Below are 17,775 nucleotides of genomic sequence, written 5' to 3'. Positions count from 1 at the left end.
GATCTAATTGTGAAGAAATGCCTTGAATTTCCAAACTGGAATTAACTCCTATTGCCAAGCGCACTCGTTGATCATTGTCACCCGCCCCAAAAAGTCGTCATAGAAATAAAAGACACGGGAGCGGGCATCAGTAAACAAGACTTAAAAGAGCTTTTCCGAAGCTTTTCCAGAGGCCAGGCCGACGGAAAATACTGGACCGAAGGAGCCGGTCTTGGCCTTTACATCGCCCAGAAATTCGTCAGGCTCCACGGCGGAGATATCAGAGTTGAATCGGCCGGAAAAAACAAAGGCACCTCTTTTTATATTGAACTTCCCGCTTTAACTGACAAAAAATAACCTTCCTTTTCTTTTTGCACAATATATAAATAATAGGTGACTGAATTTTCTTTTTCGCTTATTTCGGTTGGTTCCCAGTATTCAAAGGGCCAGTAAGATAATATTACCCTTGCTCCTTTTTTAGTCCCGAGCTAATTTTGGTTTTTAATCTATAGTAAGCTTTTGGGAATAGAAAAACATAAACCGCATCTGCTTTTGATAAATCGTATTTGTAAAAATTGCCGTATCTAATTTTTACTTTGTTAAAAAATAAAGATTTGATTTTTGAATACAAGTACAGAAGCGGTGAAATCTCTATCCCGATACAATTCACATCATATTTCTTTGATAAGCAAAATAACAATTCACCGCTACCGCTACCCAGATCATAAAACAACATGCCTGGTTGCAGACCCGCTAATTTTGCTATTCTATCGAAGTTCTTTTTCATTGTAGGAAGCCAAGGGGCTTCAAAAAGGGCTCCTAAGAATATTAGGTAAAATAAAATTAAAATTAAAAAATACTTATCTATTATTAATAATAATATCACGGTTATAACAAATTAGGTGAAAGTGTGTACGAACTCTCGGGATGTGCGTAACCCAGTGCCTGATGGGTTTAATATAAACCAGCCAATTGAAATAATTCAACCCTGGCAAAATCGCCTAAAAAGACCTATAATGTTCTTAAAAATGTGGCTACCCTGGGCACTTAACCCGAGTGTCCCGCCACGACCATTTCTTATCGTGCAGACCCGAGTGATCGCGAGAGAGCTGTGACTCGAGTAGCTCTGCGATAAATTTAAACACTAAATCTAATTTATTTGTATGGAAATAAAAACGTTTAAAGGGAGTCCCAAAGAAATAGGGCAGCAAAAAGGAAAAATTTATAAGAAGAATGGATTGACTCTTGATTGGTCGGGAATCAAAAAAGAAGCAAGGAAGTTTTTTATAAATTCTAGAGGAAGCCACAACTGGGACCATACTTTAAGAGTTTATAATCTTTGTATTAAAATAGGTAGCTTGGAAAATGTAGATACAGAGGTTCTAGGGATGGCCGCGATTTTACACGATATAGGCAGAGAAGAAGAATATAAGTCAAATGGAAAGGTTTGTCACGCCAAAAAGGGAGCGATTTTGGCCAAAGAACTTTTAGAAAAACATAACATTGATCAAGAAAAAATAGAAAAAATTATTTCTTGTATAAAAACGCACAGATTTAGAAGCAATAATTTCCCGCAGAGTAGAGAGGCCCAAATCTTATTTGATGCGGATAAACTTGATGCCATTGGAGCTTGTGGCATAGGAAGGGCTTTTCTGTTTTCTGGGGAAATCGGAGCCAGACTTCATAATAAAGATATTGATCTGGAAAAAACCAAGCCATATACGAAAGAGGATACTGCCTATAGAGAATTTAGTGTTAAGCTTTGTAAAATTAAAGACAGAATGCTTACAGAAGAAGGTAAAAAAATGGCGATAGATAGGCATAAATTTATGGCAGATTTTTTTAAACGACTAGACAAAGAAATAGATGGATATTTCTAGTTAAACTCTTTATAGATAATCATAAAAATTTTAGATTTACAGGGTTATTTTCATAAGATCAAAATGATGAAAATAGTTGTTGCCAGCGGATATTTTAATCCAATTCATATAGGACATTTAAAATATTTAAGAGGTGCCAAGAAGCTTGGAGATAAATTGATAGTGATAGTGAACAATGATGAACAGGTGAAATTAAAGGGAAGCGCGCCTTTTATGATAGGAAAAGAGAAATTTGAAATAGTGAAAGCAATTAAGTGGGTGGACGAAGCAGTATTATCAATAGACAAACACAGAACAGTAATTAAGACACTGGAGAAAATAAAGCCCAATATCTTTACTAGGGGAGGAGATTTAACTCCCGAGAATGTTTCAGAGGTAGTAATATGAATAGAAGTGGTCTTTGGCGTCGGAGGCCAGAAATTGCAAAGCTCGAGTTTGCTACTAAAAACTGCTTTAATGTTGGAAAAACAAGATTATTACAAGTAACCTTATGGATTCTGAAGGAAATAGCATAAATATAAAAACGACGACAATTATGATAATAGCAAAAGAGATAAACGACAAAATTTACATTTATAATTACAAAAACAGGAGAGTGTATTGCTTTAATAAAGGGTTGGCAAGGCTGCTTGCTTCTTTTTTTGGAGATGAAAATGCTGGTAGATCAAATCATAGCAAAAAGGAAAGGAATCATTATAAATATTTTAAGAAAGAACATCTTCTATCATGAAAATAGGTATAATCTTTGATGGCATTGAAATACCTCCCAAAAGCGGTGTAGCCTTTCGTCTGTACTATTTATCTAAAAAACTTGAAGAAAAGGGGGTTAGAGTTGTAATGTTTCTTTGCGAGAGAGGATGGGTTTCCCATAACGACCTAAAAAAGGAACCTTTTGTATTTCATATATTTTCACCAGAAGTTTTTTATAAAAAGATAGACTTCGTAAAAAACGTTATTAGCAAAGAAAAGCCAGACATTATCCAAGTGAATAACTCTTCATCGGTGCTTTCGTACGGGGCATATTATTCTAATGAATTAAGAATTCCGCTTGTTACAGAGATGCATGATTGTGACGCAATTATAAAGAAGACTCTCGGGTGCGATAGACAGGATATTGATATTTCAGAATTTATACAATATTCTGCCGGCTATCTTTCTCATGAGGTAATATGTATGACGCCTAAAGATAAAAAAGAATTCATTCACATGGGCATACTCAAGGATAAAATAAATTTAATACCGAACGGTATAGATACTGATTATTTTAAGTATAATTCTCCTAATTTACCTAAAAGACAAATTATTTTTCTGGGGAATATGTTCTATGAACCAAACAGAAATGCTGCAGAAATAGCAATTAAAATGATAGTGCCCCATATCAATGCCAGACTGTTGTGTATTGGCATGGTAGAAGATTCTTTCCGCAGGAAATTCTCTTCCGACAAGGTTGTTTTTACTGGAGGGGTGGATGATATTAGGCCCTTTTTGAAAGAATCTTCTATTGCAATAGCACCGGTCTTTGAAGGTTCTGGAATGAAAGTAAAACTTTTAAATTACGCGGCCTCAGGGCTTCCTATAGTATCTACTGAAATGGGAATTTCAGGTTATCCACGCAATATTGCAATTATTGAAAATGATATCACTAAATATCCGAAATTAGTTGAGAAACTATTGGATGACCTGAAAGTAGCAACCGAACAAAGTAAAAAAGCGCGGGAAATAGTTTGCAAAAAGTTTTCATTTGATTTTATAGCCGAGAAAGTAATTAAGCTTTACAAGAAAACAAAATTTAAGAAAAAAAGAAGCTCTTTCGTTCTTGGGGTTAAGGATAAGGAGAAAAAGAATAAAATTTTTTTTCAACGACTATCGCCCCTACCTATGTGGCTGGAAGAAAAAAGAGTAAAATTTTCGTCTACTGTTCCAGATTATATAACTTTAAATTATGAAAATCGTAATTGAAGGCCTATGGGCTTTGGGAAAAACCTTGGCTTGCGAATTTCTGGAAAAAAAGCACGATTTTGTATTTATAAGAGAGCCAGATCATAAAAAGCATAAATTAGAAAAAACCGATCTAGATAGATGGTATTATGACAAGCACTTAGAAAATTTAGAAAAGGCTATGGAAGTGGAATCAGATGTTGTTTTAGAAAGGTCTGTTGCTTCTACTCTATCTTTTATAAAAAGTAGAGATAGTAAAGATGCGCTCGTACGAAAACTAATTGCAGACGAGAGATTTTTGGCGTATAAAAACTTTGACCTATGTATTATTTTTAACATAAACTATAAAGATTACCTTATAGGAACTAAATCTCTTGATAATAAGGATTTAAAAGAATTTATTCTGATTAATGATAAACTTGTCAGAAATTATAATCGAAATTTAAAACTTTATTGCGAAATGCTATTTGGTAAAGACAACACTAAAAGTTTAAATGTTTTTAAAGATAGTGCATTTGTAGAAGAAAAAATAATCAGAAACTTAATAGAAAAACTTATATATGAAAAGAAAACAGAGTAATATTCTTGTGACGGGAGGATGCGGATTTATAGGAAGCTTTTTGGTTAATAGTCTTATAAAATTAGGGTATAAGGTAATTGTAATTGATGACCTGTCTTCTGAAAGAAAACCGTTTATCAATAACGAAGTAAAATTTTATAAAGTAGATATATATAAGAGCAATCTACTGGAGGACGTATTCAAAAAAGAGAAGATAGACACAATTATTCATTTAGCAGCAAAGCATTATATGCCTTATTGTCAAGCCCATAAAAAAGAAACGATTGAAACAAATGTAATCGGAACCCTTAATATCCTTGTTTTAATGAAAAAATACGGCATAAAGAGACTTATATTTTCTTCCTCAGCGTCTGTTTATTATCCCAGCAATAAGCCCCATAAAGAAACTGATAAGGTTGGATCTTTAGATATATATGGAGCTTCAAAAATATTAGGGGAGAAAATAATAGGAACTTTAAGTCCCATATTCGGAATTGATTATACGGCCTTGAGGCTATTTAATGTGTACGGCCCAAACGATACAACATCGCACTTGATTCCCGAGATAATCAAACAAATGAAAGCAGATAAAGAGGTAAAACTAGGTAATCTCAAAAGTAGAAGGGATTATATTTGGGTGGAGGATGTTGTAAGAGCCATCGTAATTAGCCTTACTAAGACTAATTGTAAAAATCAGATTTTCAATGTAGGAACCGGCAAGGCATGGTCGGTAGAGCAGGTATTTGGAATTTTAAATAATATCTCGGGAAAAAGGTTTGAACTAAAATCTGTAAAACTAAGACAAAGAATATTAGATTCTTCTATTATTAGAGCAGATATAAAAAAGATTAATGAATTGACCAAATGGCGCCCAAGAGTTGCTTTGAGAACAGGTTTGTGTTATTGTTATATAGATCATTAATTGTCTAGAACATAGGCTCGAGAGAAGGAAGGAGGCTTCCGATGTTAATCTGTATAACTGGAATTGATGGTTGCGGAAAGGGTACGCAGATCTATCTTTTACGAGAAGTCTTGGAGAGAAAAGGACTTAGAATATTTATCTCTAAGGCATATGATGAGGCAGAGAAGGAGGGTCTATCTCATTTCTTCTTGTACTGGGACGATGTCGCTATCACACTGGCTTTTCAGGCTTTGCATCGCCAGCAGTTCGTAAAAGCCACGGAGGCCCTGGGAGCTGGGCAAATCGTCCTTGCAGACCGGTGGGATGAGTCATACTTGGCATACCACTCTCAATTTGGTCTTTTGTCTCAGGATGAGGGCCTGAGAAGAAGATTAAACAAGATTGCCTTTGAGGGTAAAAAGCCAGATCTGACTTTCCTTCTGAAGATTTCTCCAGAAAGGGCAGGATTACGCACTGAAGCTCGTGGAAGAGATTTCTTTGACGGTAAGGATCTAGAATACCATGCCCGTATGGCCGAAGCCTACGAAACGCTGGCTTGTGCCGAGGGCTGGGTGATTCTGGATGGCGAAAAGAAACCTCTTGAAATCCATAGTGAAATTATGAGAGTCGTCCTAGAAAAGATGGGAGAGGAATAAAGCCTCTCCCATCCTTTTAGCCACCTATTTTAAACATAAAAACATGGAAAATAAAGAACAGGTACTAAACTTTTTTAAGGAAATCAATTATAACTCTGAGGATGAAAAAGATGGTAAAAACTATCGCTATTACCATCCTTTAAGGGTATTAAAATTATCTGAAAGAATAATTAAATCTGAGGTATTACAAGAAAAAGTAAGCATAGGTTGTACTATTATTTTGTCTCTATTTCACGATATTGGAAAAAATAAAAAACTGGCTTTAGAAAAAAGACTTTTTTTAGACGAACACGATAAGAATAACATTGTGCTTTTTGAGGAGTTTATTGTGCCCTTCATAAAAAATGAAAACGATAAAGATTATGTCATAAAATTGATAGTAGATTTTTCAAATAAGAAATTTGATTTAACTGAAAGTAAAATAGTCCACGATGCGGATAATTTGGACGAGATAGGAATGCTTAATTTTTGGAGACTTGCGGTTTACGCTGGAAAACATAATCAAGATATCAAAGAAGCGATTGATTATTATTTTAGTTTTGACAGACAGGACAAAATTAGAAAAAGCGGAGAATTATTTTTTAAAAGTAGCAAAAATATTGCGAAAGAGCGCATGGAAAAAATGGATAAGGCTTTAATTAAGTTCAAAGAAGAAACCTTCATGGACTCTATTGAAACGTCCTAGAGATAGGATATTGCCTTAAATATAGTGAGTAGAAGGACGGGTAGATGTTATAGAATAGCAATTGTTTCGTTTTTCAACGCTTGCCACGCTCTCAATCCCTGCATAATCTGGTTCCGGTAAAGCGGAACGCGTCTTTTCATGTCTCATTTGTCTCATTTTCCGAACAAAACTATAAAAACTGAGATATTCACATTTTTAGACCTCGACCCGAGTGTCTCAAATTCAGTCATGGTAAGACCAACCAGCACCAGCAACGCCGGCGACCGCTACTGGACCGAAGGAGTCGGGTTGGGCCTTTACATCGCCCAGAAATTCGTCAAGCTCCACGGCGGAGATATCAGAGTTGAATCGGCCGGAAAAAACAAAGGCACCTCTTTTTATATTGAACTACCAATATGATTAGGATTGACAAGGGGAAAAGGGACCAGGGGAAAAGGGACCAGGTACCTTTTTCAGGTGCCTTTTTCAGGTGCAATTCTTGAAAAAAGACGGTTTTCAAAATATCCGAGAAGCCCGCGGCGCAGAAAAATTATCTATTGGTTAAGACAGATCTAGTTGTGAAGGAATGCCTTGAATTTCCAAACTGGAATTAACTCCTATTGCCAAGCGCACTCGTTGATCATTGTCACCCGCCCCAAAAAATCTTCCCCCAATTCCCCACATTCCAGTCTGAACAAAAAGATCCAAACTAGTTTTACTTTTTCCTAGTCGCGGATAAACATACAACGCCCCGTCAGTTTTCAACTGGTCTAAATCAATAAACAATTCTCTATCAGTTAATCGATTAATGTCTCTTAAAACATCAACTGTTACCTCTCTACGCCGCCTATACACTGCCGCAGTTTGCCGCACTGCCTCCTTGCTAACATTTTCCAGCACCGCTACCGCTTCCAGCATTGCCGCGGCTGAATGACAGGGATTGCCGGCCTCGGTGGCCGCGCGCAAACACTCGTTCATTCCGGCTACTATTGTATGACAAGCTCCCAGCCGCTGCCCGGGAATTGCGTGAGATTTAGACAAAGAGGTTAAAAACACGGTCTGTCTTAAAATCTCTTTGTTATTGAATACTGCCAACATCGCGCGCGCCTGTTCTTCAGGCACCGTAGTAATATAAGCCAAATCCACTAAAAAAATTATTGCCGTATTTGCTTCATAGCTTTGCTTTACTACCCGACTTAGCTGATCCGCCGGAATCATCGTCCCAGTCGGATTGTTAATCGGTACGATATAAAATACTCCTATGTTTTGATCTTGTACTATCTGACGCGCCTGGTCCGCCTGTAAAAAATAACTATCCGTCTCGCCACATTCTAAAGTTATCACTCGCATCCCCGCTCTTCTAGCCATATTAATTACCGGCGTGTATCCAGGGACAGTGGTTAAAAAGTTAGCCTCTAGTTGCTTCTTATCTAACCATAAAACCAAAGCTCCCATTTCTCTTTGAGCCGCATCTGAAGTTCCGCCACTAGAAAAAAACGTTTCTTCTTTACTGATCATCACTCCGCCCCACTGGGCTAAATATTTTGAAAAAGCCAGTCTCGCTTCTTCTATACCGGTAAAATCGCCATATTTCGCCAGCGATCTACCTGAAAAATAATACTCTCTATTTAACTTTTCTTTAGTCAGACTAATTTGCCTATATATTTCACCATCAGGGTGAATTCCCAACGCTTGAGACAAATGCCAATGTCCCGGCTCACGATCAAAGCTGCTCGCATCAATATTGCCTAAACTTAAATTCGCGCCAATAACTGGCAAGCCTTCTTTATTACACCTATCTGCATACTCACTCCAAATCAAAGCATTAGCTCTTAAAGGATTTGCCCCTTTATCCACTCTTGCTAACAACTGTCCTGTTAATTCCCGCCTTATTGTGGCCAATATATTAAATTGTTTTGTTGTTGCCACCATATTATGGTATAATTTTAGCAGACAATGAAGACAAAAGCCAGTCGGATTATTCAACAAATTAAGACGCGGGAGAGTTTGTTTTGGGAAAAAATTAGAGGCGAGAGTGTTTTAAATCTCTTTCGTTTGCTTAGTGGACAAGTTCCTGCTTATCAGGATTTTTTACGGAATAATAAAGTTAAGCCAGAAAATATTAAAACCGTTGCTGATCTTCGGTTATTGCCGGCGATTGATAAGAAAAATTATCTGCGCAGATATCCTTTATCTGAATTGACCATTGACGGGCGTATTGATAAACCGCTTGTTTTTACCTCTACTTCCGGAGCCACCGGTACCCCTTTTTATTTTCATCGATCTTTCGACTTAGATTTACAAACTTCGGTTATCCACGAATTATTTTATCTCCAGGGCCAGTACGAAAAAGAAGAACCAGTACTGGTGATTGTCTGTTTCGGCATGGGTGTTTGGATCGGCGGCCTGATTACTTATCAGGCATTCCACTTGCTTCAGGAGAGGGGCTATAATGTTTCTTTAATCACCCCGGGCATTAACAAAGAGGAAATCTTTAAGTCGCTGAAGGACCTTGGAAGATCATACAAAAATATTATTTTAGTCGGTTATCCGCCGCTCATCAAAGACATTATTGACGAAGCGCCGTCCCGCGGCATTGATTGGCGGAAATTCCGCGTCCGCTTGCTTTTTGCAGCAGAAGTTTTTACCGAGGATTTCCGGGAATATGTCTCCAGAGCGGTTAATATGAGAAATTCTTTCATTGATACGATGAATATTTACGGCACCGCCGACCTCGGAGCCATGGCTTTTGAGACGCCCCTGGCAATTTTGATTCGCCGGCTTTGCGCCAAAAATCAAAAGTTGTTTGAAGCAATCTTCAAAAAAATTCAAAAGACCCCGACTTTAGGCCAATACATACCCTCTTTTATTTCGTTTGACGCCGAAGGTGATGATCTCTTGGTAAGCGGCAACAACACGATGCCGCTCATAAGATACGCTTTAGGAGATCACGGCGGGGTTTATTCTTTCCGGGAACTTACAAAGAAGTTAAGCGAATTAGGAGTAGACTTGAAAAAGGAGGCAAAAAAGGCGGGGATAGAAAAATTTTGGCACGAACTTCCTTTTGTTTATGTCTACGAACGAGCCGACTTTTCTACCAATCTCTACGGCCTGCAGGTTTATCCCGAGCCAATACGGGAAGCGTTGCTTAAAAAGCCATTAAGCGCCTATTTAACAGGGAAATTTACCTTAGAAACGCGGTTTAACAGCAAGCAAAATCAATATCTCCTGATTCATTTGGAAATGCGTAAATCCCGCAATGACATCGTGCCTCGGGCTATCAAGCAGGCGACTCTTAGCGTCATTGTTGAACAGTTGCAACTCAAGAATTCTGAATATCGCGAGCTCCATAAATTCCTCGGCAAACGCGCCTTGCCGCGCTTGCAGTTTTGGCCGGCTGAAGATCCAAAATATTTTAAACTGGGAATTAAACAAAGGTGGGTAAAGAAATGAAATTTTATTTTAAATTAATACCGTGCAAGACATTAGATTAATCAATCCGGAAGAATTCCCTAGAAATGGCGATCTGCAGGAGCATATAAAATTTGCTTTAAGTTATGCTATTTTGGCGCCATCTACCCATAATAGTCAACCTTGGTTATTTAAGATAAAAGCGCCGGAATGCCAAATATATTATGATCCGAAATTACTATTGCCGGAAGCTGATCCTAAAACCAGAGATCTGCATATCAGTATTGGCTGCGCCATAGAAAACTTAATTTTAGCTGCTACATATTTTAATATTTTTGACTCTATTAGTTATGGTCCGTTTGAAGATAAGGAACAACTGGCCGCTATACGCTTTAAAAAATATACGGGCGCGAGAAATGATGAATATAAAAGAATTCTTGATACTATCACCAAAAGAATAAATGCTCGTGGTTTGTTTTCGTCAGAACCGGTACCAACCAATCTGATCAATCTTATATCGTCAGCAACACAGCATTACTTAGTTGAAGGGATAAATGTGCACTGGGTAACGGATAAAGACAAGATAATTAAGTTGTCTAGGCTAACCGTCGAGGGGTTAAAGATTGCTTATCGCCGCCCCGCTTTTCGTAGGGAGATGTCGCGGTGGATGCACCACAGTTTAACGAAAAACAAAGATGGCTTGCCCGGTTATGCTCTGAGAATGCCATTGTTGTTGTCTTTTGTGTTGCCAACTTTGGTTAAGTGGTTCAATCTGGGTGGTTTATTGTCTAAATTAAATTACAAAAGCTTGAGTTCGGCGCCGCTGGTTACTGTAATTACGGCAACCAAAGACAATCAAAACACTTGGCTTAAGGTAGGCCTATTAGCCGAAAGGCTTATGCTAGAATTTAATAGTTTTGGTTGGCAGACTTCTATTTTCGTGGCAGCGGTGGAAATGGGATATCTACAAAGTGAGATTAAGAAAGTTGTTGGCACCGACCAAATACCGCAATTCCTATTCGTTGTGGGAAAAGTTGATTTATTGCACCAAGCAACACCAAGACATGAATTAACAAAAAAAGTAATTTCTTAATTAATGCTATGCAACCAGAAATACTTAATCCTATAACAGATAAAGAAAGGATAGAAAAGTTGAAGCAAGACAGCAATGTCAGAGTGGTTGATTTTTTGGACGATCAAATAAAGGAGTTAAGTAAAATAAAAAAGATGGTTTCGAGCGAACTAATCGATGTCTGGGTTTATTATCCGTGGAATCGAGCATTAGTCCGCATTGTGAACAAAGAAGATTATCGTCTATTAAGGCTTTCGCGCAATAAGAACTTGATAACCGATGAAGAACAGGAAAAATTCTCTCGCCAAACAATCGGAATTGCCGGTTTAAATGTGGGCAATCCAGGCGCTCTTTGTATTATTCTTGAAGGCGGAGCAGAAAAAATGAAATTTGCTGATAATGATGTTTTAGAATTATCCAACTTAAACAGGTTCAGGGCCAGTTTGGGTGATTTGGGTGTTAATAAAGCGGTACTGTCGGCCCGTCAAGCCTATGAAATTGACCCTTTTATTGATATAGAAATTTTTGACAAGGGGATATCCGAAGACAATACTGACCGGTTCTTAACTCAACCAAGAATTGATTTATTGATCGAGGAAATGGATAATCTGCCATTAAAAATCAAAATTAGAGAAAGGGCCAAGTATTATAAAATCCCAGTGTTAATGGTTACCGGCAATGGGCCCGGTTTGATAATTGACGTTGAACGTTTTGACTTGGAGCCGGATTTACCATTACTAAATGGTTATTTGAAAGAGGACGTTATAAATAAAGTATCTGCTTTAGTTGATACTACGCCCATGCAAGAAAGAGTTATGTTGGCGCGCGACTTTATGGGCGCAGAATTTTTAACCGAGAGACTGAGACAATCCTTTGACTTAGTGGGAAAGGGGTTAGTTGGCATTCCTCAAACAAGCGAATCCTCGTTTTTACGGGGAGCAATGCTTTGTTATTTTGCTAGGCAGATTGCGACGAATTGTCTGGTACCATCAGGAAGATATTATTTAAATCTAGATTCATTAATTAACGGTTAATTAGAATCGTATTAGTCTTCCTGAACACTTATTACTTTAATCTTATGAATGTGTTATCTAATCTAGATCTATTGTCTGTGGGGATAGCTATTGCGTCTACGGTAGTGCTTGGCTTTAGCGTTCTTTTAAATAACCCGAAGAGCATAACAAATAAAACATTCTTCGTTTTTTCGATTCTGACTGCCTTTTGGGGATTTTTTAACCTCATGAGTTATAGGATTGTTGATCTCAATCTTGCTTTCTGGTTTCTGCGGATCGAGATCTTCTTGGGAATATGGCACTCGTTTATGATTTTTCAACTACTCTATGTTTTTCCAAATGAGAGGCTGAAGTTTCATCGTTGGTATACCGTAATGCTAATTCCCGTGGTTGTAACTGTTTCTTTACTTACACTTACACCGTTCGTATTTTCTGGGGTCGAAACTGTTTCAAAAGAAGGTCAAATCTTAACATTAAAAGCAGAAGCCGGTATAGTTTTTTTTGGCTTAACCGTATTCGGTTTAATCTTATCCAGTTTTTGGATTCTCTTACGAAAAACACTAAAAGCTTCTGGTCAAGATAAAAGAAAATTCTTACTTTTATTAATTGGTGTGGCAATAACATTTGCTCTTATTTTGCCTCTAAACTTCGTACTTCCAGCCTTTTTCAATAATCCTAAGTTTGTTCCTTTTGGCGCCGTTTTTACTTTTCCGTTTGTTATTTTCACTTCCTATGCGATTTTAAGGCACAAGCTTTTTAACATCCGAGTGGCGGGAACGGCGATATTAGTGTTTTTGCTCTCGGTAGTCACTTTTTCCGAGGTGATTTTTGCTCAAGATTTAGGGTTAGTTATTTATCGAAGCTCGATTTTTATTTTTGTTCTTACGTTTGGTATTCTTCTAATTCGCGGCGTCCTGCGCGAAGTCGAGCAGAGAGAAAGATTGGAAAAATTGACCGCCGAACTGGAAACCACCAATGCGCGGCTGGAAAAATTAGACGAACTCAAATCGCAATTTCTGTCTTTCGCCTCTCACCAAATAAAAGGACCTTTGACCGTCATCAATGGCTATGCCGATTTAATATCCGAAGGCAGCTATGGCCAGATCAATGGCGGCGTCAGCAAGGCAGTCTGGGGAATCAAAGAAAACTCCCGAAGACTGATCAAGTTGGTTGACGACTTCCTGGATTTAAGAAAGATCGAGGAAGACAGAATGGACTATGAATTCAAAACCATCAATTTAGTTGCTTTGGCCAAAAGCGTCTTTGAAGAATACAAAATCGTTGGCCAACAGAAGGGTTTAGAGCTGGGACTGCAAACTAATGAGATCACAATCGATCTGAAAGCCGACGAACAAAGATTAAGACAGGTGATCCAAAACCTGGTTGACAACGCCATTAAATATACTCCCGAAGGTGAAGTGAAAGTAAAAATCGAGAGAACAAAAACCGGAGACAAGGCCGTTGTTGAGGTCAAAGATTCCGGAGTCGGCATTCGTCCGGAAATCATCGGGACGATTTTCAATCAATTTAGCCGCGATCCTAAATTAAGAAACACCCTCGGCACCGGCCTCGGCCTCTACATCGCCAAAGAAATCGTCAAAGCGCACCGGGGCAAGATTTGGGCCGAGTCTGAGGGCGAGGGCAAAGGCGCGACGTTTTACGTTGAACTGCCGCTGTCATGAAAAAAATTCTCTTTTTGGTGATTGACGGTCTGCCGGACGATAAAATTCCGGCCCTGGGAAATAAGACGCCGCTGGAAGCGGCGCGGCGAATAAACCTTGATTGTTTTGCCCGAAACGGGCTTTTGGCTTTTTTCAAACCTCTGTTCTTAGGCAAACTGCCTGATTCTGAAGAAGTCCATTTTGCCCTTTTTGGCTACGACCCGAAAAAATTCCTGCCAGGCCGCGGCGTTTTGGAAGCGATTGGCTGCGGCGTCAAGCTTTTGCCCAAAGACATTGTTTTGCGGGGAAATCTTGCCACCATTGATAAAAACGGTTTGGTGCTTGACCGCCGGGCCGGCCGGATACAAAGCGGCGAAGCAAAAGTTCTGGCTGAATCCCTGAACGGCTTGAAAATTAAAGGAGTGAAGTTCTTAATCAAGCCGGTCTACGGCCACCGCCTAGCCGTGATTTTGCGAGGCAGGGGATTGTCAGAAAGAATTTCTGACACCGATGAAAAATTCATCAAGAAAACCAGGCCCTGCCTGCCTCTGGGCAAAAACAATGACAAAGCTTGCTTTACCGCCCGGGTTGTCAACGAGTTTCTCAAAACCGCAAACCCGATTTTGGAAAACCATCCTCTCAATTTGAAAAGGCAAAAGCAAGGAAAAATGCCGGCTAATTTCATCTTGTTAAGAGGAGCGGGCAAACTTAAAAACGTTGAAAGTTTCCAAAAAAAGTGGGGGCTGAAATCCGGCTGCCTTTCTTTGGGGGCGCTGTACCGAGGCATAGCCAAATTCCTAGGAATGGCTATAATTAAAGAGAAGCAAGGGGATCCTTTTTCCTCGGCGTATCTCAAAAACAAGTTTTACGCCGCCAAAAACGCCCTGAAAAAATACGACTTTGTTTTCTGCCACGTCAAAGGCGCAGATCTCCTGGCCGAGAACGGTGACTTTTTAGGCAAGAAAAAATTCATTGAAAAAGTTGACAAAGAACTAAAAATTTTCAAAGATTTAAAGCATACCCTGCTCGTTATTACTGCAGACCACGCCACTTCCTGCCAAACCAAGACCCACGCCAAAGGACCGATCCCGCTTTTAATCTGGGGCTTGCCGAAAAAACACAATCCAGGCGCCAAATTCACAGAATCCGGCTGTCTCAAGGGAAATCTCGGCCAAGTCAAAAACCTGAAAATTCTTCCCCTAGTTAAAAATCTAACTTCTGAAGGATAACAACCCTAAAACTAATTAAGCTAAAACATGAAGCAAAAGTACTATATTCTAGCTATCGCCATCTTAGTTCTTGCCGGAGGGTTTTTTATTTTCTGGCAGGCAAAATTGGGCAAGATCAGCCTTCCAACTCTGCTACTGAATCCGAGAGGGCAGCAAACAGCCGAAAAAGCTCTCAAGTTCATCAATACAAACCTTCTGCCTCCGGGAACAGCCGCCACTCTTTCAAAGATTTCCAGCGAAAGCTCTCTTTACAAGCTCGTTCTTGAAATAGGGCCGGATAAACCCGAGGTTTACGTTAGCAAAGACGGCAAGCTCCTTTTTACCCAAGTTTTCAATCTGGATGAACTCAAAGCCAGCCCGACGCCTTCTTCGAACCAAGAACCGCCAAAAGCTGAAAAACCTAATGTCAAAGTCTTTGTCATGTCTTACTGTCCTTTTGGCCTGCAAATGGAAAAGGCATATTTGCCTGTCTATGAATTATTGAAGGATAAAGCTGATTTCGGCATCTATTTTGTCAACTACATCATGCACGAAAAGAAAGAGATCGACGAAAACCTGAGACAATACTGCATTCAAAGCGAAAACAAGGAAAAATTCGCAAATTACTTGAGTTGTTTTGTCAAAAACGGCTCTGCCGAAACCTGCATTCAGGAAGCCAAAGTCGATCAAGGCAAACTTTCAGACTGCGTTGCCAAAACCGACGCTGAATTCAAAATAACCGCTCTTTACAACGACAAGAATACTTGGATGAGCGGCCGCTACCCGAAATTCACTGTCCACGAAGACCTCAACCAAGAATACGGAGTCGGCGGGTCGCCGACAGTAATCATCAACAGCAAAGAGGCCAAGGTCAGCCTTAGGTCTCCGGAAGCCTTCAAAAATATAGTCTGCCAGGCCTTTGTCAATCCGCCCGAAAAATGCGGCCAACAGCTTTCTAACGATGTGCCTGCCTCGGGCTTTGGAGAAGGAGCCGGCTCTGGATCTGGCGGCAGCTGCGAGTAATAGATCATTTAGAAGAAATGATAAAACCTAAAATTAGGATATTTAGCACCCCGACCTGCCCTTACTGCGTCACCTTAAAAGAATTCTTGAAAGAAAAGAGCTTTGAGTTTGAAGACATCGACGTTTCCCAAAACGAAATAGCTCTTGAGGAAATGGTTAAAAAGACCGGGCAGTTCGGCGTTCCGGTCATCGACATCGACGATCAGTGGATTGTCGGCTTTGATAAAGAGAAAATAAGTAAGTTGTTGAACATAGAATAATCAGCATAAATCGGCGAAATCGGCATAAATCAGTGGCCAGGGCAATATGTTGATTAATGCTGATAACTATTATGACTAAAGTAGCAATTAACGGTTTTGGAAGAACCCCGTAGCAGAACAAGTTCGCTACGGGGCAAGTTGGCCTCTAAAAAACTATGATAAAAATCGCTATTAATGGTTTTGGTAGAATAGGCCGATTAACGTTGCGACGGATTTTGGAAAATCACCCGGATTTAGAGGTGGCGGCTGTCAACGATCTCGCCAGCCTGGACAACATCGCTTATCTCTTAAAGCACGATTCTGTCTACGGAACCTGGAAAAAAGAAATCTCTTTGAGAAAGGGGATAAAGGGGGCGATCGGGGCCTTGTCAATCAACGGGAAATCTATCCTGGTTTTAGATAAAACTGACCCCTTGAGCCTGCCCTGGGAAGAACTCGGCGTCCAGGTTGTCATCGAATCAACCGGGAAATTCACGGCCAGAAAAGAGGCCCAAAAACATTTGGAGGCCGGAGCTAAAAAAGTGATTATCTCCGCCAATTCAAAAGACGCCGATCTTTCCGTCGTTTTAGGAGTCAACGAAAAACTCTACAATCCTAAAAAACACCAGATAATCGCCAATTGCTCCTGCACTACTAATTGCGCCGCACCAGTAATGAAGGTTCTGGATAAAGATTTTGGGATTGAAAAAGCCCAGATGACGACGATCCACGCCGTCACTGCCAGCCAAAGCTTGGTGGATGCTCCGAAGAAAGATCTGCGAGAAGGCCGAGCTGCTTTCAATAATATTATTCCGGCCTCAACCGGAGCCGGCGAAGCCGTTGTCAGGGTCCTGCCGGAACTCGAAGGAAAAATCTCGGGATCTGCTTTTAGGGTGCCGGTTCTTGCCGGATCTGTCCTAGAGATCGTCGCCCAGATAAAAAGAGAAACGAGCGTCGAGGAAGTTAATAAGGTTTTCGAAAAAGCCGCAAAAGGCGAATTGAAGGGAATTCTCGAAGTTTCTGAAGAAAATCTGGTATCCAGTGACATTATCGGCACGACTTTTTCCGCGATTGTCGATCTGCCTTTGACCGAAGTCATAAATTTGCCCAAAGTCAAAGATCAAAACCTGGTCAGGGTGGTGGCCTGGTATGACAACGAATGGGGCTATTCCTGCCGGCTGGTAGAACTGACGGAATTCGTCGCTAAAAGACTCTAAGAATAACTAACTTTTTCGGAAACTTAAGATCGCCCGCGGGGGCGATCTTTTGGTCTTTACGAATTCTACCTCCTCTTTGCTCCTCTCACCAAGATGACCGCCGCATTCCACGGAATAATCACCGCTTCAATGTCGTCAAACTTGACATTGAAATTCGCAGCCACCTGTTTTCGAGCAGCTACTTTGGCTGGACCTTCATCCTTATCCGCGATCGGCCCAGTAAAAAGAACGAGCCAGCCTTCCTCAGCAGTGTATAAGAGCTTTTGATCCCCGAGGGTGCGACGCTCATTCGCGTCGACTTCCTTTGCCTTAATGATTAGCATTCTATCCTCTCTTTCCTATGGTTTTGAAAAA

At 39.9% G+C, this 17,775-nt stretch carries 21 protein-coding genes; 18 read left to right on the top strand and 3 right to left on the bottom strand.

Going from position 1 to position 17,775, the window contains the following annotated elements; genetic code table 11:
- Positions 1-51 precede the first annotated feature (51 nt).
- Positions 52-336, top strand: coding sequence for an ATP-binding protein (locus Q8N16_00970; GenBank protein MDP3093317.1), 285 nt, complete (start codon positions 52-54; stop codon positions 334-336).
- 103 nt (positions 337-439) lie between these two features.
- On the opposite strand, the gene Q8N16_00965 is transcribed toward Q8N16_00970, so the two are convergent.
- Entirely contained in the window at positions 440-865 is a 426-nt protein-coding gene (locus Q8N16_00965; protein MDP3093316.1) for a class I SAM-dependent methyltransferase, read from the bottom strand.
- 277 nt (positions 866-1,142) lie between these two features.
- On the opposite strand from Q8N16_00965, the gene Q8N16_00960 reads away from it, so the two are divergent.
- The 9 genes from Q8N16_00960 to Q8N16_00920 all read left to right on the top strand — a co-directional run bounded on the left by Q8N16_00960 (position 1,143) and on the right by Q8N16_00920 (position 6,997).
- Positions 1,143-1,859, top strand: a complete 717-nt coding sequence (locus Q8N16_00960; protein MDP3093315.1) for an HD domain-containing protein — start codon at positions 1,143-1,145, stop codon at positions 1,857-1,859.
- Positions 1,860-1,925: 66 nt separating this feature from the next.
- A complete protein-coding gene (locus tag Q8N16_00955; protein MDP3093314.1) occupies positions 1,926-2,246 on the top strand; it encodes an adenylyltransferase/cytidyltransferase family protein in 321 nt (106 codons plus the stop codon).
- Positions 2,247-2,349: 103 nt separating this feature from the next.
- Positions 2,350-2,589 (top strand): hypothetical protein, encoded by a 240-nt coding sequence (locus Q8N16_00950; protein MDP3093313.1) that lies wholly within the window; start codon positions 2,350-2,352, stop codon positions 2,587-2,589.
- On the top strand, positions 2,586-3,818 hold the full coding sequence (locus tag Q8N16_00945; GenBank protein MDP3093312.1) for a glycosyltransferase family 4 protein: 1,233 nt from the start codon (positions 2,586-2,588) through the stop codon (positions 3,816-3,818). The genes Q8N16_00950 and Q8N16_00945 overlap by 4 nt, the downstream gene beginning before the upstream one ends.
- Positions 3,802-4,377 carry a hypothetical protein gene (locus Q8N16_00940; GenBank protein MDP3093311.1) on the top strand — a complete coding sequence of 192 codons (576 nt, stop codon included), beginning with the start codon at positions 3,802-3,804 and terminating at the stop codon, positions 4,375-4,377. Before Q8N16_00945 ends, Q8N16_00940 begins: the two co-directional genes overlap by 17 nt.
- Positions 4,358-5,278, top strand: coding sequence for an NAD-dependent epimerase/dehydratase family protein (locus Q8N16_00935; GenBank protein ID MDP3093310.1), 921 nt, complete (start codon positions 4,358-4,360; stop codon positions 5,276-5,278). The genes Q8N16_00940 and Q8N16_00935 overlap by 20 nt, the downstream gene beginning before the upstream one ends.
- Before the next feature lie 41 nt (positions 5,279-5,319).
- Positions 5,320-5,913 (top strand): dTMP kinase, encoded by a 594-nt coding sequence (locus tag Q8N16_00930; GenBank protein ID MDP3093309.1) that lies wholly within the window; start codon positions 5,320-5,322, stop codon positions 5,911-5,913.
- A 43-nt stretch (positions 5,914-5,956) separates the two neighbouring features.
- A complete protein-coding gene (locus Q8N16_00925; GenBank protein MDP3093308.1) occupies positions 5,957-6,598 on the top strand; it encodes an HD domain-containing protein in 642 nt (213 codons plus the stop codon).
- A gap of 228 nt (positions 6,599-6,826) precedes the next feature.
- Positions 6,827-6,997, top strand: coding sequence for an ATP-binding protein (locus tag Q8N16_00920; GenBank protein MDP3093307.1), 171 nt, complete (start codon positions 6,827-6,829; stop codon positions 6,995-6,997).
- A gap of 141 nt (positions 6,998-7,138) precedes the next feature.
- Here Q8N16_00920 and Q8N16_00915 read toward each other — a convergent pair whose 3' ends face one another.
- Positions 7,139-8,509: a pyridoxal phosphate-dependent aminotransferase gene (locus Q8N16_00915; GenBank protein ID MDP3093306.1), complete on the bottom strand. Its 1,371-nt coding sequence runs from the start codon at positions 8,507-8,509 to the stop codon at positions 7,139-7,141.
- A gap of 24 nt (positions 8,510-8,533) precedes the next feature.
- On the opposite strand from Q8N16_00915, the gene Q8N16_00910 reads away from it, so the two are divergent.
- The 8 genes from Q8N16_00910 to gap all read left to right on the top strand — a co-directional run bounded on the left by Q8N16_00910 (position 8,534) and on the right by gap (position 17,421).
- Complete coding sequence (locus Q8N16_00910; GenBank protein ID MDP3093305.1) at positions 8,534-10,030, top strand: hypothetical protein; 1,497 nt, start codon at positions 8,534-8,536, stop codon at positions 10,028-10,030.
- Between the two features lie 22 nt (positions 10,031-10,052).
- Positions 10,053-11,081, top strand: coding sequence for a hypothetical protein (locus Q8N16_00905; GenBank protein MDP3093304.1), 1,029 nt, complete (start codon positions 10,053-10,055; stop codon positions 11,079-11,081).
- Between the two features lie 8 nt (positions 11,082-11,089).
- Positions 11,090-12,094: a ThiF family adenylyltransferase gene (locus tag Q8N16_00900; GenBank protein MDP3093303.1), complete on the top strand. Its 1,005-nt coding sequence runs from the start codon at positions 11,090-11,092 to the stop codon at positions 12,092-12,094.
- A gap of 44 nt (positions 12,095-12,138) precedes the next feature.
- Positions 12,139-13,755 (top strand): ATP-binding protein, encoded by a 1,617-nt coding sequence (locus tag Q8N16_00895; GenBank protein MDP3093302.1) that lies wholly within the window; start codon positions 12,139-12,141, stop codon positions 13,753-13,755.
- Complete coding sequence (gene apgM / locus Q8N16_00890) at positions 13,752-14,963, top strand: 2,3-bisphosphoglycerate-independent phosphoglycerate mutase (GenBank protein ID MDP3093301.1); 1,212 nt, start codon at positions 13,752-13,754, stop codon at positions 14,961-14,963. The genes Q8N16_00895 and apgM overlap by 4 nt, the downstream gene beginning before the upstream one ends.
- 27 nt (positions 14,964-14,990) lie before the next feature.
- On the top strand, positions 14,991-15,965 hold the full coding sequence (locus Q8N16_00885; protein MDP3093300.1) for a hypothetical protein: 975 nt from the start codon (positions 14,991-14,993) through the stop codon (positions 15,963-15,965).
- A gap of 17 nt (positions 15,966-15,982) precedes the next feature.
- Positions 15,983-16,225, top strand: coding sequence for a glutaredoxin domain-containing protein (locus tag Q8N16_00880; GenBank protein MDP3093299.1), 243 nt, complete (start codon positions 15,983-15,985; stop codon positions 16,223-16,225).
- Between the two features lie 155 nt (positions 16,226-16,380).
- Positions 16,381-17,421 carry a type I glyceraldehyde-3-phosphate dehydrogenase gene (gene gap, locus Q8N16_00875; protein MDP3093298.1) on the top strand — a complete coding sequence of 347 codons (1,041 nt, stop codon included), beginning with the start codon at positions 16,381-16,383 and terminating at the stop codon, positions 17,419-17,421.
- A 65-nt stretch (positions 17,422-17,486) separates the two neighbouring features.
- Here gap and Q8N16_00870 read toward each other — a convergent pair whose 3' ends face one another.
- Positions 17,487-17,744, bottom strand: a complete 258-nt coding sequence (locus Q8N16_00870; protein ID MDP3093297.1) for a hypothetical protein — start codon at positions 17,742-17,744, stop codon at positions 17,487-17,489.
- Positions 17,745-17,775 lie beyond the last annotated feature (31 nt).

It is taken from the genome of bacterium, assembly GCA_030693425.1.
Taxonomy (GTDB): domain Bacteria; phylum Patescibacteriota; class Minisyncoccia; order Minisyncoccales; family GWA2-46-15; genus GWA2-46-15.
This window is presented reverse-complemented; position numbering and strand designations above follow the sequence as displayed.